14 protein-coding genes are annotated in these 16,322 nt (G+C 68.9%); all 14 read right to left on the bottom strand.

Annotation, left to right across the window (positions count from 1 at the left end):
- Positions 1-64 precede the first annotated feature (64 nt).
- Positions 65-475, bottom strand: a complete 411-nt coding sequence (locus KUV67_13745) for a hypothetical protein (GenBank protein ID MBY6205949.1) — start codon at positions 473-475, stop codon at positions 65-67.
- Between the two features lie 66 nt (positions 476-541).
- Positions 542-2,812 carry a type II secretion system secretin GspD gene (gspD, locus tag KUV67_13740; protein MBY6205948.1) on the bottom strand — a complete coding sequence of 757 codons (2,271 nt, stop codon included), beginning with the start codon at positions 2,810-2,812 and terminating at the stop codon, positions 542-544.
- Complete coding sequence (locus KUV67_13735; protein ID MBY6205947.1) at positions 2,802-3,566, bottom strand: hypothetical protein; 765 nt, start codon at positions 3,564-3,566, stop codon at positions 2,802-2,804. The genes gspD and KUV67_13735 overlap by 11 nt, the downstream gene beginning before the upstream one ends.
- On the bottom strand, positions 3,563-4,174 hold the full coding sequence (locus KUV67_13730) for a type II secretion system protein M (GenBank protein MBY6205946.1): 612 nt from the start codon (positions 4,172-4,174) through the stop codon (positions 3,563-3,565). Before KUV67_13730 ends, KUV67_13735 begins: the two co-directional genes overlap by 4 nt.
- Positions 4,174-5,379: a PilN domain-containing protein gene (locus tag KUV67_13725; GenBank protein ID MBY6205945.1), complete on the bottom strand. Its 1,206-nt coding sequence runs from the start codon at positions 5,377-5,379 to the stop codon at positions 4,174-4,176. Before KUV67_13725 ends, KUV67_13730 begins: the two co-directional genes overlap by 1 nt.
- Before the next feature lie 34 nt (positions 5,380-5,413).
- Positions 5,414-6,361: a general secretion pathway protein GspK gene (locus KUV67_13720; GenBank protein ID MBY6205944.1), complete on the bottom strand. Its 948-nt coding sequence runs from the start codon at positions 6,359-6,361 to the stop codon at positions 5,414-5,416.
- Positions 6,362-6,384: 23 nt separating this feature from the next.
- Positions 6,385-7,119 (bottom strand): prepilin-type N-terminal cleavage/methylation domain-containing protein, encoded by a 735-nt coding sequence (locus KUV67_13715; protein ID MBY6205943.1) that lies wholly within the window; start codon positions 7,117-7,119, stop codon positions 6,385-6,387.
- The gene (locus KUV67_13710; GenBank protein MBY6205942.1) at positions 7,116-7,586 is read right to left on the bottom strand and encodes a type II secretion system GspH family protein; all 471 of its coding nucleotides are present in this window, start codon (positions 7,584-7,586) and stop codon (positions 7,116-7,118) included. Before KUV67_13710 ends, KUV67_13715 begins: the two co-directional genes overlap by 4 nt.
- A complete protein-coding gene (locus KUV67_13705) occupies positions 7,586-8,074 on the bottom strand; it encodes a GspH/FimT family pseudopilin (protein MBY6205941.1) in 489 nt (162 codons plus the stop codon). Before KUV67_13705 ends, KUV67_13710 begins: the two co-directional genes overlap by 1 nt.
- Entirely contained in the window at positions 8,071-8,493 is a 423-nt protein-coding gene (gene gspG, locus KUV67_13700; protein ID MBY6205940.1) for a type II secretion system major pseudopilin GspG, read from the bottom strand. Before gspG ends, KUV67_13705 begins: the two co-directional genes overlap by 4 nt.
- A gap of 83 nt (positions 8,494-8,576) precedes the next feature.
- Positions 8,577-9,788 (bottom strand): type II secretion system F family protein, encoded by a 1,212-nt coding sequence (locus tag KUV67_13695; protein ID MBY6205939.1) that lies wholly within the window; start codon positions 9,786-9,788, stop codon positions 8,577-8,579.
- A gap of 10 nt (positions 9,789-9,798) precedes the next feature.
- Positions 9,799-11,550, bottom strand: a complete 1,752-nt coding sequence (gene gspE, locus KUV67_13690) for a type II secretion system ATPase GspE (protein ID MBY6205938.1) — start codon at positions 11,548-11,550, stop codon at positions 9,799-9,801.
- A gap of 89 nt (positions 11,551-11,639) precedes the next feature.
- The gene (locus KUV67_13685) at positions 11,640-12,269 is read right to left on the bottom strand and encodes a hypothetical protein (GenBank protein ID MBY6205937.1); all 630 of its coding nucleotides are present in this window, start codon (positions 12,267-12,269) and stop codon (positions 11,640-11,642) included.
- A 31-nt stretch (positions 12,270-12,300) separates the two neighbouring features.
- Entirely contained in the window at positions 12,301-16,149 is a 3,849-nt protein-coding gene (gene purL / locus KUV67_13680) for a phosphoribosylformylglycinamidine synthase (protein ID MBY6205936.1), read from the bottom strand.
- Positions 16,150-16,322: the final 173 nt, after the last annotated feature.

Below are 16,322 nucleotides of genomic sequence, written 5' to 3'. Positions count from 1 at the left end.
TCTATATTACCGAAGCCCGGCATGTAAAGCAACATTCACGGGGGCGGGGCGCACCGCCGCCCGGTCAGTCGCCGGGCACGTACCACCAGTTGTCGTCGATGCGGACCCAGGTTTCCTCGATCGGACGCTGATTCCCCATCCCCGACAGCTGCGCGGGTCCCGATGATAGCCGATAGCCGACCAGCATTTCCATGGTGCAGCGGTCGTCCTCGCAGGTCGCCGCGCGGGGCTCGGCACTGACCCAGCGGACCGGGCGGTTGGACATGTCGGCGCGATAGGCCTCCACCGGCGTGCGCTCACGAAACGCCGGCGTGTGGAATTCCAGCGCCGCGGCAAAGTCGCCGGCCAGCAACGCGTCCCAGCGGGCCTGGGCCCGTTCGGCCACCACCTCGTGATCGGGCCGCGGCGGTTCACCGGCGCCGCAGGCGGCCAGCACGACGGCGGCGGTCGCGATGAGCAAATGGGTTCGAATCATGGTCTGAACGTCCTTGGTTGATGAATCGGGGACAACGGCGGTGGGCCGGCTCGCTGCAGGTCGGCATCAGTCGCGGATGCCCTCGAACCCGCCGGCGATCGGCTCCAGGCCCTTGAACTTCTTCTCGAACTCTCGGGAGATGTCCTCGAGCTGGGCCGTGCTCTCGACCACCGTCGGGGTGATCAGCACCAGCGTCTCGCTGCGGTCCGTGGACCGAGACCGGCTGCCGAACAAGCCGCCGATCAGCGGGATCCGGCTCAGTCCGGGCACGCCGCCACTGGACCGGGAGTTGGTCTCTTCGATCAGGCCGCCGAGCACGATGGTCTGACCCGACTGGACCGCGACTTCCGTCGACACGTTGCGAGTGTTGATCGGCCGGTTCGGATTGTTCTCGTCCGGCGGCCCCGGGGACGAGACTTCCTGGCTGACGGTCAGGTAGACCAGTCCGCCCGGGTTGACCCGCGGCGTCACATCGAGAACCACCCCTGTATTGATGTACTGGGTGGTGCCGAGGCGGCTTCCGGCATCCGTGCCGGTCAGGAACTGCTGGGACTGGACCGGAATCTGGGTGCCGACGTTGATGTTGGCCTGGGCGTTGTTGCGCACCATCAGCGACGGTGCCGAGATCGTCCGCACGTCGGACACGCTGTCGAGCGCACGGATCACGGCCCCGACGTAACTGCTTCCGATTCCCCCGGCCGGAGTCAGCGAAGAAAGGAAATTGGACCCGTCGCCGAACTGCGCGAAATTCTGGTCGTTGCTGCCGACAAAGCCACCTTCCGGGAGCGTGTCCGGCATCGAGTTCTGCAGGAACCAGTTGACGCCATACTGCAGCTGGTCGGTCAGCTGGACGACCAGGACCTGGGCTTCGATCAACACCTGCAGCGGCTCTTCGTCCAGCCGTTCGATCGCGTTGAGGATCGAGTCGTACTCGCTCGGCGAGGCCTGGATCAGAAGCGAGTTGGTCTCGAGCACCGCCGTGATGCGGATGTCGCCGTCCTCGCCCAGGGTCACGGTACCGCCGCCGCCCGAGCGGGTGCCGCCCTCGTTCGAGGCGCGCGCCTGGGGCCCGGTCTCGTTGCGGAACTCGCTGACCGAGCTGGCGGTGGCCTGCTCGAGCCCCGGGGCCAGGGACCCGCGGCTCTGGCGCTGGGTCTGGCGGCTGCCGCCGCCCTCGCCGCCGAACACGTTGGCGAGGTAGCCGGCCAGCACGTCCGCATCCAGGTTCTTGACCCGGTAGACGTACAGCCGCGCGCCGGCTTCGGGGCTGGAGCGGTCGAGCCGGTCGATCCATTTCTGGATCTCGTCCAGGTAGCGCTCCTGCGGCGTGATGACCATGATCGAGTTCAGGCGCTCCATCGGCATGATGCGGAACATCCCGGCCAGCGGCGACCCGCCCTCGCCTTCGCCCTCGCCGAGCACCGTTTCCAGTTCCGCCGCCAGGTCGGCGACCTCGACCCGGGTGATCTCGAAGATTCCGACCGACATGCCGGCCAGCCAGTCGACATCGAAGGTATCGATGATCTGCATGTAATTGCGCAGCTCGGCCGGCGTGCCTGCCAGCATCAGCAGGCTGCGCGCGTTGTCGGCGCTGAGCACGGCGTCCTCGCGGGCGTAGGGCTCGAGGATGGTCACCATCTGGCTCGGTGCGATGTAGTCGAGCGGCACACCGACGACCTGGTAGCCCCGGCCCAGGGCCTCGGCGCCGATCCGCGGGGTCAGGTTGCCGCGAACCGCTTCGGAAATCGGCAGCACGTGGTAGCGATCCTCGCGCCAGATCAGCGTCGCACCGTTCCAGCGCAACAGCATCTCGAGAATCGGCAGGATCTGGTCGCGCGACACGGGGCGCGCGGTCGAGAACGTGACCTCGCCGGAGATGCCCGGCGCGATGACGTAATTTTCCTGCAGCATGTGGCCCAGGATCGCGTGGATCACTTCCTGGATGCCCTGCCCTTCGAAGTTCAGGGTCACCTCGCCCTCGCCGTCCGGCGGCAGCGGGCGGGCGTTGGCCGCGTCGCGATTGATGAACACGCCGGTGCCGGGATAGGTCTCGCTGCCGGTGAACGCCTCGCCGTCCTCGCCGCCCTCGGGGCCGAGCGTGATCGGGCCCTGGTTCTCGCCGGCGCGGGAAAAGCGCTCACCGGCCGGAACGCCCGGGTCGGTGACGGCGCGCCGGTCGGCGGTCGCGCAGCCGGCGAGCAGCAGGCAGACCAGCAGGCAGAGCAGCGTCGGCGCGAACAGCGCGGATCGTCGATGTGCGGTGTCGATGTGCATTCGGTGGTCCATGTTCTGGCGGTTGTGGCCGTCGGACGCGCAGCGCGTCCGATCAGCGTCCATCGTTGTCTCGTTGTTCGCGGGCCCGCCGCTCGGCCTCGGCGCGCAGCTGCGCCCGACGCTCGGCGACCCGGCGGCGAATTTCCTCGGCCCGGGCGCGCGCGGCGGCCTGGGCCTCGTTGTCGACCGGCTCGGCCCCGGTCTCGGCGTCGGTCGTCGGCTCGGCCGCGGCCTGGCGCGCGTTCGGCGGCGGCCGCGTCGGCGCCCCGGAAGACAGGGCGTCGGTCTCGACGATCAACTCCAGGTCCGCGCTGCGGCCGGAATCGGTTGCGAAGCGCACGCTGCGCGGCGAGATCTCCTCGAGCTTCCACGCCGACAGGTCGCCTTCCAGCGCCATGCCCTCGCGCAGGACGACCGTCTCCTGGCCACGCGGGTCGGCGATCATCGCCAGGCGCAGGTCGGGCGTGATGATGATGCCGGCCACACGCGCCTCGAGGTCCGGCACCTCCTCGACCACCGCGACCTCGGTCTCGGCGTCTTCGTCGGCCGCCTCGCCGGTGTCGATCTCCGGCAGCTGGCGGTCCTCGAAGAACACGGGGCGCTCGGTGATCACCGCGTAGCGGTCGAGCTCGCCGATCTCCAGCGTGGGCGAACGGGCCTCGCCGTCGACCGTCGCTGCGGCCCCTGCCGGCTCGATCCGATCGGCGTCGGCGCGCCCGAGCAGCAGGAAGTTCAGCGCCCCGATCACCGCCGCCAGGCCGATCCCGGCCAGCAGGATTACGCTCAGCAGGTTGTTCCGACCGTCGATGCGCATCATTCGAAGCCCTCGCCGGGCTGGTCCAGGTAGCCGAACATCTCGAAGCGGATGTCGAGCTGACCGTAGCGATCGCTGCCGCGCCGGCCGCGCTGGCTGAGCGACGCGCGCTGATTGATCATCAGGTTGTCGATGAAGATCAACGGTACGGCGCGCTCCAGTTCGTAGAGCACCCGGATGAAGTCGGGCAGCGGGCACTGCATGCGGACACTGACACGAACCGACTGGAATCGTTCCGGATCGCGCGGACGCTGCGGCGTGGTGTTGGTCACCTGGCACACGGAGGCATCGTCGGCGCGCGCGTCGATCTGCTCGCGCAGGGTCCGGATCAACTCGGCAGCGGCCACGTTGAAATCGCCGCCCTCGAGGAACAGCGCGCTGTCGAGGCGCTGGCGCTGGAGCTGCTGCAGCCGCTCCTGCAGCTCCTCTCGCTGCGCGGCGGTGGCCTTGAAGCGGGCGATCTGTCGCTCGAGGTTGTCGATCTCCGAGCCGAGTGCGAGCTGGCGGGTCACGAACCAGTGGAAGCCGACCAGGTAGACCAGCACAAGCGCGATCACCAGCAGGCCGATGGCCAGGGGACGACCCTGTTCGCGGTCGGGCAGGATCTGCATCAGTCGGACCCTCCTTCGACGTCGGACCCGCGATCGGCGTCGGCCGGGGCCGAAGCATCCGCGGCCGCCGACGTGCCGTCGGCACGCTCGATCCGCGACGAGGTCGTGAAGCGCTCCTTGCCGGTCACCGGGTCCATGGTGATGTTGCCGCGGATCTCCGTGTCGGCGAGCAGCTCGGATTCGTTGAGCAGGCCGATCACGCGCTGGGACCCGTTGGTCAGGCCCTGCACGGTCAGCTCGTCGCCCTGGAGCTGGAAGCGCTGCAGCCAGATGTCGTCGGGCAGCAGACGGGTGGCCTCGGCCAGCAGCTCGATCGCCGGCGGCTGGGCGGCACGCTTGTCGGCCAGGAAATTGGCCGCCAGCAGCGATTCGTCAAGGCGCTCCTGCAGGCGCATCACCTGGCGCGCCTCGGCGCGAAGGCCGTCGGCCTGCTCGCTCAGCAGGGTGACCGTGCGCTCGCGCAGGATCAGGGTCTGGGCCATCACCAGCGCGACGACCACGACCAGCGCGGCACCGAGCAGCACGTTGAAGCGGGCCCGGGCGTGCACGTAGTGCGGCCGCTGGTCCTCCGGCAGCAGGTTGAAGCCTTCCGGTTCCGCCTCGTCGCCGGGACGCAGGGTGTCGACGCGGTGAACCGTCGCCCCGATCGCCTTGAGCCGCTGGACCAGTTCGTCGACCGTCTCGCGCGGTGCCATGCGGAGTTCGACGTGCAGCCGACCGCGCTCGTGATCGTGTTCGGCGATGCGATGGTCGAAGTGGACCTGGTCCGGCGTGAACGGCGAGACCTGGTCGATCTGGAAACGCAGCGCCTGGCCCAGGTTCGCCTCGACCGCGGCCGGCAGTTCCACCGGCAGCGCCAGGACCGCGTCCTCGTGCAGGCAGACGCGAACCTCGGGCTTGCCGTCCTCGAACTCGGCCAGCAGGTCGCGCCAGCGACCGCGCAGCAGTTCGAGGTCTTCGCCGGCGCCGAACACGTCGACGACCTCGGGCGCGTCGCCGACCCGCCAGATGCGCAGGTCACCGCCGCCGGTTTCGGCCGGGACGATCCAGAGCTGCGGCTTCGGCGGCATCAGGCGCTGGCGCAGGCCGGCCGGGACCAGCGGCGCCAGTTCCCCACCCCACCACGCGAAGAACGCCGGCAAAGGCGTGGCGCGGTAGCGGCGGCGCGCAGCATCGCGCAGCTTGTCGGAGAGTTCCTGGATCATCGATCTCTAGTCTTGGTGTTCGTCCGCGCCACGGTCAGCTCGTCGGCGCCGACGAGCCGGCCGGTGCGGTCTCGTTTTCCGACCAGCGGACCACGCGGAAGGGCCGGCCGCGGCTGTCGGTGCCGAGCCGGATCGTGGCCGTGATCTGGCTCCAGGTGCCGCTGTCGAGCGTGGCCCTGGCTTCGACCGTGTGGGTGAGTCCGCCGCCGCGCTGGTTGACCAGCGTCCCGTCGGGCAGCATCAACTGCATCTGGTCGCCGGGATGATACTGCGAGCGCTCCTCGATAAACAACCTTGCGGCCTCCTCGTCGATGTCGGGCAGCGTTCTCAGCACGCTGAGCGGGGCAAAGGCCGGATTGAAGTTCGCCCGACCCGAGTGGATGGTAAGACTGGCCTCGACGGCGCGAAAAAGTTCCCAGCTCATGCCGACGACCTGCTGCAGTTCGTCCACCGATTCGAACGGCGCGTTGGCCGGGCCGTAGGGGTAGCCGGCCTGCTCGTATTCGGCGATCTCCGCCCCCAGCGGCCGCGCCATGTCGTCCGGGTCGACCCAGTCCTGGATCGCCTCGGTCAGCAGTTCGGCGGTGCGCTCGTCGACACCCACCGAGACGAACAGGTTGATCAACAGCTCGGGCTGGGCCTGGGCGGCGGCGTTGATGTCGATCAGGCCGGTCTCGTCGGTGATCCGGACCTCCACCTCCGCGCCGCCGAAGGCGAAGACGTAGGGCCGCCCGTCGGCCACCCAGCGGGTCTCGAGGTCGGGATTGCGCAGTTCGACCACGGCGCGATGCAGGCCCGCCTCGGCGGCGTAACGGGCATCGGTGGTATCGAACAGGAAGCGCGACTGCAGGCTCTCGGTGCGCGCCAGCACGGCGAAGGTACCGATGATGACGGTCAGCAACACCAGCATCCAGAGCACGACGATCAGCGCGATGCCGCGCTCGGGAACAGGTGGACGCCTGTCGACCGTGAAAGCCGTCATGATGGCCGTCGTGGTTGCCGCTGTCACTGCCGGTCCCGATCGTCGCCGTTCTGGAGCCGCCGGTTGACCGGCGAGAGGATCGAACTCGAGCCCCGCAGCTGGGGCTGCATGGTGCTCGCGCTATCGACCATCAGGGGCGTGCTCAGGGGAGGGAAGTCCAGCCCGTTGTCGCGCTCGAAGTCCAGCGTCATCGTGACCGCCAGCGGCATCCGCCCCGGCTCGACCCAGGCCGAATCCCAGTACACCGCCTCGCCGTCCTCCTCGAAGCCCAGGTACTCCAGCGAAAGGTCGCCGACGTTCTCGAGCAGGGTCACGGGCGGTTCGGCGTCGAGGTCGCCGGGCTCGTAGCCGTTGAGCATGGCGTAGGCGAACACCAGGTCCATGCCCTCCCGGCCGCGCTCGATCCGGAATTCCTGGACGTAGGGCCCGCCGAAGCTCAGGTAGCCGGGCAGCGGGGCGACGAAACGCAGCCGGTCGCGCTCGCCGACGAACCGGACCGGCTCCTCGTCGATGTCCTCGATGATCAGCGGCATCGCCTGGGCGATGCGGGTCCGGATGAACTCGTGGACCACCCGAAGCCGGTTCGATTCCTCGATCAACTGTTCGCCCGAATGGGTCGCCCGCACGCTGGCCCGGAAGCCGCCGTAGGCCATGGCCATGATCAGCGCGATCAGCGCCGTGGCCAGCAGCAGTTCCACCAGCGTGAACCCGCGCTGCCGATGGCGCGGCTGCGGCCTCGAGGTACGGGACCGCGTCACGGCTGCAGGCCCTGTCGTTCGGCGTAGAAACGATCGACCGAGCGCAGCGTCTCGAAGGTCGCCGAGCGCTCGGCCCGGCCCTCGCCCCAGTACACGGTCATGGAAACGCGGTACAGGTCGATCGGGAGTTCGTCGTAATTCACGCCACGATCGTCCTGGATGAAGTACGGCTCGATGTCCATTTCCCAGCGATAGCGGTCGTCGGACCCACCGTCGCCGAAGTCGCCGCCGTAGCGCCCAGGCTCCGGCAGCGCCTCGATGCCGATCATGTCGAGCTGACTCTGAGCCAGCAGTGCCGCCTGGGTGAAATCGCCGGAGCGACGGGTGTTGCTGATCGACGTGGACAGGATCTGCAGCATGACGCCGAACAGCACCGCGAAGATCGCGAAGGCGGCCATGACTTCGACCAGCGTGAAGCCCGCCTGGGCGCGCGCAGGGCGCAGGGTCGTCGAGGAAAATCGGCGCATCACGAGTCCTCCGGAGCGTCCTGGCTGATCTCACCGGTCAGCCAGCCCACGGTGACGAACCACTCGCGGTCGTCGACGCTGAGCAGCACGCTGCCGCCGGTCGAAGCGCCGTCGGGATAGAAGCGGATGCCGCCGGCGTTCTCGCCGGTCAATTCCGAACGCGCGGTGGTCAGGGTGATGTCGAGCCCCTCGGGCAGCTGGCGGGTCTCCTCGCCGGCGGCCTGCCAGGTGCGCGCATCGGCATCGACGCGGAACACCGTCTCGGCCCGTTCCACGATCGCCCGGCCACGCGTATGGCGCAGCCCGGCGATGATCTCGCGCGCCTCGTTGCGCAGCTCCGCCCCCCGGAGAGATCGGCTGATCGAAGTCCCGACCAGCCCGAACAATGCGATGACCAGGACCATCACGATCATCAGCTCGATCAGGCTGAAACCGGACGTACGCCCCCTGCTCGGGATCGGCGCAGGTCGACGTCCCGTATCGGTCATTGCTCCCAGTTGGCGACGTCCTTCGCCGCGCCTTCACCGCCGGGCGAGCCGTCGGCGCCGTAGGACAGCAGGTCGAAGTCACGGTGCTCGCCCGGGTACCGGTACTGGTACGGGTTCTGCCACGGATCCTCGAGGTTCGAGTTGTTCACGTAGGGCCCGTTCCAGTTCGAAACGTTGGCCGGCTCCTCGACCAGCTCGCGCAGTTCGCGCGGCGCACGCCCCGTATCGAGGTAGAACTCGTCGACGGCCATCGACAGGCGCTGGATTTCCGCGACGGCGGTGCGCGCCTTGGCGTCCTCGCTGCGGCCCATGATGTTGGGCACGACCAGGCCGGCGATCATGCCGAGGATGACCAGCACGACCAGCAGTTCGATCAGCGAGAAACCGCCGGCGGCGGACTTGGAATGCATTGCGTTCATGTTCGACTCCTTCATGCTTCGATTCGACCGCGGCGACGGCGGAGAATTCCCCCGCACCTCGCGCGTGCCTCCATCCGACGTGTCTATCCGACCAGTTCGTTGATGCTCAGGATCGCCATCAGCACCGACATCACGATCACGCCGATCACCGCCGCCAGGCCGAGGGTCAGGGCCGGCACCAGCAACGCCATCAGCCGGTCGATCGTGGTCTTGACCTCGCGATCGTAGGTGTCGGCGACCTTCAGCAGCATCGCGTCGAGCTGTCCCGTTTCCTCGCCGACATTGATCATCTGCAGCGCCAGGCGGGGGAAATGGCCGCTCTCGTTCAGCGCGCGGGCCAGCGGCGTGCCGGTCTTGACCTTCTTCGCCGCCTGGCCGACGTCCTCGCGGAGCACCGTATTGGTCATCACGTTGCGCGAGATCGAGATCGCCGACAGCAGCGGCACGCCGTTGATCAACAGGGTGCCGGTGGTCCGGGCCAGGCGGGCCATCTCGATCTTGGCGATCACGTCGCCGACCCACCTGGTGGCCAGGAACCGGCCGTCCCAGCGCAGGCGCGTGGCCGGCCGGGCCATCTGGCCGCGGAACCACAAGGCGATCAACGCGGCGCCGCCGGCCAGCGCCCACCAGTAGCCCCTGAGCACTTCACCGATGCCGACCACGATCCTGGTCATCAGCGGCAGGTCGGCACCGAAGTCCTCGAACATCGGCGTGAACTGCGGGATGACGTAGATCATCAGCAGCATCAACGAAGCGATCGCCAGGATGACCAGCAGCGCGGGATAGATCAGCGCCGAGACCACACCGTCCCGGAGTTCCTTGGCGCGCTCGAGGTATTCCGACATGCGCGCCAGGGTCTGGTCCAGCGCGCCGCCCAGTTCGCCGGCGCGCACCATGTTGATGTAGAAGCGCGAGAACACGCCGTGTCGCTCTTCCAGGGCCTCGGACAGCGAGATGCCCTCGCGGACCCGGTCGCGGACCTTCGACAGCAGCCGTTCGACGCGCTCGTTCTCGGCCAGTTCCACCAGGATGCCCAGCGATCGATCGAGCGGCAGGCCGGCGCCGAGCAGCGTCGCCAGCTGGCCCGTCAGGTCGCCGATCTCGCGTTGCGAAAGGCCCTGGCGGCCGCGGAACAGGGTCTCGAGCCGGAACCCCGCGCCGACTTCCTTCGCCTGGACCGGGATATTGCCGGTTTCCTGGATATGGGCGACGACGAGGTCGGCGCTGGGCGCTTCCATCTCGCCGGTCAGGGTTTCCCCGGCCGGCGTGACCGCCTTGTATTCGAAGATCGGCATCGCCTCGCGCTCAGGCTTCCTGCGTCACGCGCAGGACTTCCTCGACGCTGGTCACCCCGTTGAGCGCCTTGAGCATGCCGTCCTGGTACATGGTGCGCATGCCTTCGGCGACCGCCTGGCGCTCGAGTTCGCCGGCGGTAGCCTGCTTCATCACCATCCGGCGGAGTTCGTCGGTCATGGTCAGCAGTTCGATGATGCTCGACCGCCCCTTGTAGCCGGTCGGATTGACCTCGGAGGTGCCCGGCCGATAAAGCGTGATCGGGTCGGCGTCGGTCAGTTCGCGCAGGCCGAGCTCCTCGACCATCTCCGGCAGGGCCTGGAACGGCTCTCGGGTTTCCGGGTCCAGGCGGCGAACCAGGCGCTGGGCCATGATCGCGTTGACCGTGGACGTGAGCAGGTAGTCTTCCACGCCCATGTCGAGCATCCGGGTCACGCCGCCGGCGGCGTCGTTGGTGTGCAGCGTGGAGAGCACGAGGTGACCGGTCAGCGCGGACTGGATCGCGATCTTGGCGGTTTCCAGGTCGCGCATTTCGCCGATCATGATCACGTCCGGGTCCTGGCGCACGATGGCGCGCAGCGCGGCGGCGAAGTTCAGCCCGATCGACGACTTGGCCTGGATCTGGTTGACGCCTTCGAGCTGGTACTCGACCGGGTCCTCGACCGTGATGATCTTGCGTTCCGGCGAATTGAGCTGGCTCAGGGCGGTGTACAGCGTGGTGGTCTTGCCGGACCCGGTCGGGCCGGTGACCAGGATAATGCCGTGCGGCATCTCCAGCGCCTTGATGAAGGCATCGCGGGTGTCTTCGGCAAAGCCGAGGCTGCCGAAGTCCAGGGTCACGGCTTCGCGGTCGAGAATGCGCATCACGACGCTCTCGCCGTGCGAGGTCGGCACGGTGGACACGCGCAGGTCCAGTTCCTTGCCCGAGACCCGGTGCATGATCCGGCCGTCCTGCGGCAGCCGTCGCTCGGCGATGTTGAGCTTGGCCATGATCTTCACGCGCGAGATCACCGCGGCCGTCGATCGGGCCGGCGGGGCCTCGACTTCCTGCAGCACGCCGTCGACGCGGTAGCGCACCTTCAGCCGGTTCTCGAAGGGCTCGATGTGGATGTCCGACGCCCGCGCTTCGACCGCGCGACCGAGAATCAGGTTGACCAGGCGGATGACCGGCGCTTCGGAGGCAAGGTCCCGCAGGTGCTCGACGTTCTCCTCGTCGTCGCTCTCGACGTCGGCGCCCAGCCCCTCGGCGATCTGGCCCATGGCGCTGCGACCGCCGCCGAAGTAACGCTCGATCGCGTTGTCGATCTCCGAGGTGATGCCGACGCTCGGCTCGACCTTCAGACCGGTGGCCATGCGAAGCGCCTTGAGCATGGCCGGGTTCTGCGGATCGGCCATGACCACGTGCAGCGTGTCGTCCTCGACCTTGACCGGCACCAGGTGCTGCTGCTTCATGAACCGCGTCGAGACCGAATCGATGTCCGGTGTCTGCTCCGGGTAGTCCTTCTCGGAAAACAGCGGAATGCCGAGCAGCTCGGACTGGGCCGAGGCCAGGTCGCGCTCCGAGACCAGGCCCAGGCGGACCAGCAGGGTCAGCAGATTGCCGCCGTGCTGCTCGCGGTAGGCGCGTGCCCGCGCCAGGTCCTCGGCGCGCAACCGGCCCTGGGCGATCATCAGCTGGCACAGATCGGCCGCGCGGTCCTCGAGGTGGTCGCCGACCTGCGGCAACAGGTCGGTCTCGCCGGTGGCGGTCAGAGCATTTTCCATGGCCGGGATTATACGGGTCCTTTCCTGCAACGCCTGCAATGGACAGCCCCGGCGGCGGTGTGGTTCCGCCGGGTTCGCGCAGGTGGCGCTCAGCGCCGGCGGGACAGCACCACGTCCTCGAGGAACGGACGGTTCATCAGGATCCAGGTCGCCAGGGGGATCACGGCCGGCAGCATCAGGTAGCCCAGCTGGTAGAACAGCGCAATCATGGTCGGGCTCACCGCGCTCTGGGCGATGGCGGCGACCCCTTCCGGCTGGACCTTGAAGGCGACTTCCTTCATCGCGTCCCAGAAGGCACCCCAGGCCGTGACCAGGGACACCACGACGTAGCCGATGCCCATCTGCGCCAGGCGGCGCTTCGCCGACATCGGCGTGGCCATGATCAGCCCGAACAGCAGCGCCATGCCCCAGGCATAGATCATGATCTCGCGGTCGGCGAGCGCGATCCGTCCCTCGGGCCGAACGAATTCGAGCTGGATCTCGAGGCGGTAGCCGAGCTGGACGACGTCACGGAAGATGTCCGGGAAGAACCCGGTCAGCGCCCAGTCGACCAGGCGGGTCGGAAACCACATCAGCACCGAGGCCAGGTAGAACCACAGGAAGAAGCCCAGCGGCAGGTAGAGCAGCGCCAGCAGGAACATCTCCTTGATGGGGTTGCCGGTGGCGTCCTCTTCGGGGGCGGGCCCACCCGCCGTTTCCGGGGATCGATCGTCGCTCATGGTGTCCGACCTGCGGCCTGTCCGAAGGCTCCTAGTCTACCCACTGGCGGGCGTTCTCGAACATCCGCGTCCACGGCGACCAGTCGCCCCATTCCGGCGGCGCCCAGGAGTAATTGACCGCGCGCAGCAGGCGCTCCGGGTGGGGCATCAGGATGGTCACCCGGCCGTCGTCGCTCGCCAGGCCGGTGATGCCCGCCGGCGAGCCGTTCGGGTTGTCGGGATAGGTCTCGGCAGGACGGCCGTGACCGTCGACGTAGCGCACCGCGACCCGGGCCCCGGCCTGCGCGGCCTCGTCGGCGAACACCGCGCGCCCTTCGCCGTGGGCGCTGGCCACCGGCAGGCGGCTTCCGGCCATTCCGGCCAGCAGCACCGACGGCGAATCGACGATCTCGACCAGGCTCAGGCGCGCCTCGAACTGGCGTGACCGGTTGTGTTCGAAGCGCGGCCAGTTCGACGTACCGGGAATCAGCGGGGCCAGCGCGCTGAGCATCTGGCAGCCGTTGCACACGCCCAGGGCGAAGGTCGATTCGTCGGTGAAGAACGCCTCGAACTGCTCGCTCAGGCGCCGGCTGAAGCGGATCGAGCGCGCCCAGCCCTGTCCGGCACCGAGCACGTCGCCGAAGGAGAACCCGCCGCAGGCGGCCAGGCCCCGGAAGCCGGTCAGCGTCTGCCGCCCGTGCTCGAGGTCGCTCATGTGGACGTCGACCGCCTCGAAGCCGGCGGCATGGAACGCCTGGGCCATCTCGCGCTGGCCGTTCACGCCCTGCTCGCGCAGGATCGCGACCCGCGGGCGGGCTCGCCCCACGGCAGCCGGCGCGGCCGGCTCGAAGGTAACCACCGGCGACAGCCCCGGTCGCGACCAGTCGGCAAGCTGCCCGAATTCCTCGTCGGCGCAGTCGGGATGATCGCGCAGGCGCTGGATCTGCCAGCTCGTCTCCGACCACGCCTGGTGCAGGTCGGGCAGGCGCCGATCGAGCAGCGCGGTGCCGTTCTGCTCGACGACCAGCCGGTCGTCGCCCGAGATCCGACCGAGCACGGTCATCGTTCCATCGAGGCCGGCCGTCGCGAGCCGGCGCTCGATCCGGTCCCGATCGGCCGCACGCGTCTGCACGACGAAACCGATCTCCTCGTTGAACAGCATGGCAACGGGGTCCACGCCATCGGGCAGCTCCAGCGCGACCCCAGCGTGGCCCGCCAGCGCCATTTCCAGCACGCTGACCGCCAGCCCGCCGTCGGACCGGTCGTGCAGGGCCAGCGCAAGGTCGTCGGCAACCAGCGCCTGCACCGTGTCGAACAGGGCGGCGAAGCGCTCGGCGGAATCCACGTCGGGGACCGGCCCGAGCGGCCGGTCCAGCGCCTGGCTCAACGCCGAGCCACCCAGCCGCTGGCCCGGCAAGGCCAGCAGCACCAGCTCGCTGGGTCCGGCATCCAGGCGCAGCTCGGGCGTGACCGAGCGCCGCACGTCGGCCACCGGCGCGAAAGCCGAGACGATCAGCGACACGGGCGCGGTCATCGTGCGGTCCTCGCCACCGTCCGACCAGCGGGTCTGCATCGACAGCGAATCCTTGCCGACCGGGATCGCCAGCTCCAGGCTGCGGCAGAACGATCGGGCGACGGCCTCGACGGTCTCGCGCAGCGCCGCGTCCTGGCCGGGTGCGCCGCTGGCCGCCATCCAGTTCGCGGACAGCTTGATCGATCGCCGCCCCGAGAGCACCGTTCCCGCCAGGTTGGTCAAGGCCTCGGCGACGGCCATGCGGCCCGATGCGGGCGCATCCCAGACCGCCAGCGGCGTGCGTTCACCCATCGCCATCGCCGTGCCGGTGTGATGGGCGTAGTCGGTCAGGGTGAGCGCGCAATCGGCCACCGGGACCTGCCACGGACCGACCATCTGGTCGCGCGCGCTCAGGCCGCCCACCGTGCGGTCGCCGATGGTGATCAGGAACTGCTTGCTGCCGACGGAAGGAACGCGCAGGACCGCATCGAGCGCTTCGTCGGCGGAAACGCCCTCGAGCCCTTCATCACGCACAGGGACCGCGCGGCGCGTGACGTCCATCGCCAGGCTCGGGGTCTTGCCGAGCAGCACGTCGAGATCCAGGTCGACCGGTGCGTCGGCCTCGCCGTCGTGCAGCCGGAGCCGGTGTTCCCCGGTCGCCGGGCCGAGGTCGGCATACGGGCAGCGCTCGCGCTCGCAGATCGCACGGAAGCGGTCCATGTCGCGTTCGGCGACCGCCATCACGTACCGCTCCTGCGACTCGTTGCACCAGATCGCCATCGGCGACAGCGAGGCATCGGCGGCGGGAATCGCGCGGAGTTCGAGCTCGGCCCCGACCCCGCCGTCGTGGAGCAACTCCGGGATGGCGTTCGACAGCCCGCCGGCGCCGACGTCGTGGATCGACGCGATCGGGTTGTCCGCGCCGAGCGTCCAGCAGCGGTCGATCACTTCCTGGCAGCGTCGTTCCATTTCCGGGTTGGCGCGCTGTACCGAGGCGTAGTCGAGATCTTCCGAGGACTGGCCGGAATGCACGGACGAGGCGGCGCCGCCGCCGAGCCCGATCAACATGGCCGGACCGCCCAGCACGATCACCCGGTGACCCGCCGCCAGCGGCAGTTTCTCGGTCTGTCCCTCGGCGATCACGCCGGCGCCGCCGGCGATCATGATCGGCTTGTAGTAGCCCCAGAGCCGCCGTTCCTGGCCGTCGTCGGTCGAAGCCGACCAGGCACGGAAATAGCCGCCTAGATTGGGCCGGCCGAACTCGTTGTTGTAGCGGGCCGAGCCGATCGGCGCCTCGATCATGATGTCCAGTGGCGCCGCCAGCCGCGACGGCGGCGGGGGCGCGGTTTCCCACGGCCGCTCGAAGCCGGGAATTCTCAGGTCCGAGACGCTGAAGCCGGTCAGTCCGGCCACCGGGCGGCCGCCCCGCCCGGTCGCCGCCTCGTCCCGGATCTCGCCGCCGGCGCCCGTCGCCGCACCCGGGTCGGGGGAGATGGCGGTCGGGTGATTGTGCGTTTCGACCTTGATCTGGATGTGCTGCCGGAGCGGGACCGCGCGCCAGGTCGGATCGTCGATCCCCGTATCGAGGAGTTCGCCGTCGAAGCCCTCGAGCACCGCAGCGTTGTCGTCGTAGGCCACCTTGACGCCGTCGGGCACGTTGCGATGGGTCTCGCGAATCATGCCGAAGAGCGAGCCTTCGAGCGCCTCGCCGTCGACCGTCCAGGACGCATTAAAGATCTTGTGTCGGCAGTGCTCGGAGTTGGCCTGGGCGAACATCATCAGTTCGGCATCGGTCGGTGCACGGCCCATTTCCGCGTAGGCGGCGGCGAGGTAGTCGATCTCTTCGTCGTTCAGCGCCAGGCCCATGCGCCGGTTCGCGGCCGAAAGCGCGCCCGCCGGGTCGTCGCCGAGGGCCACGTGAGCCAGCGGCTCCGGGTCCAGCGGCGCGAACCAGCCCTCGAGGTCGCCGAGCTCATCGACCAGGGCCTCGGTCATCCGGTCGTGCAGGAGATCGCGGGCCTCGCCGTCGAGCCGCTCCGGGGAGATGCCGTCCAGGCGGATCCACCAGCCGCGCTCGATGCGCCGTACACCCTCGACGTGACAACGCTGCAGGATGTCGGCCGCCTTGCTGGCCCAGGGGCTGATCATGCCGCGTCGGGGAACCACGAACAGGGAATCGGGCGCAACGCGATCGTCGGTCAGGGGTTCGGCGTCGAGCAGGCGACGAAGATCGCGCGAATGGGATGACCAGACCGGCTCCGGCAGGTCGAGCATCAGCAGTTCGCGGCTGGAGAGCTGGACGCGGGTGCCGAGGCTCCGCCCCAGCGCGTCGGCGAGGGCGGCGATCTTGAACCGCGGAAGCCCACCGCGGCCGAGCAGGAATTTCATCGGGCGAATCTCCCGGGCAGGACGAGCGGGTCGAAGCGCGGCCGGACTCCGCGTCGCGGACGCGTTCGGCTTGGTGCAGGACGGGAGAGGCAGAACACCGGATCGGCCCACTTCGGCGAAGTCGGGATTATATCGCCGCGGCCACTGGCTCCGGCGGCCCTTCGAACGTCGGG

It is taken from the genome of Halomonas denitrificans (genome assembly GCA_019800895.1).
GTDB lineage: Bacteria > Pseudomonadota > Gammaproteobacteria > Xanthomonadales > Wenzhouxiangellaceae.
This window is presented reverse-complemented; position numbering and strand designations above follow the sequence as displayed.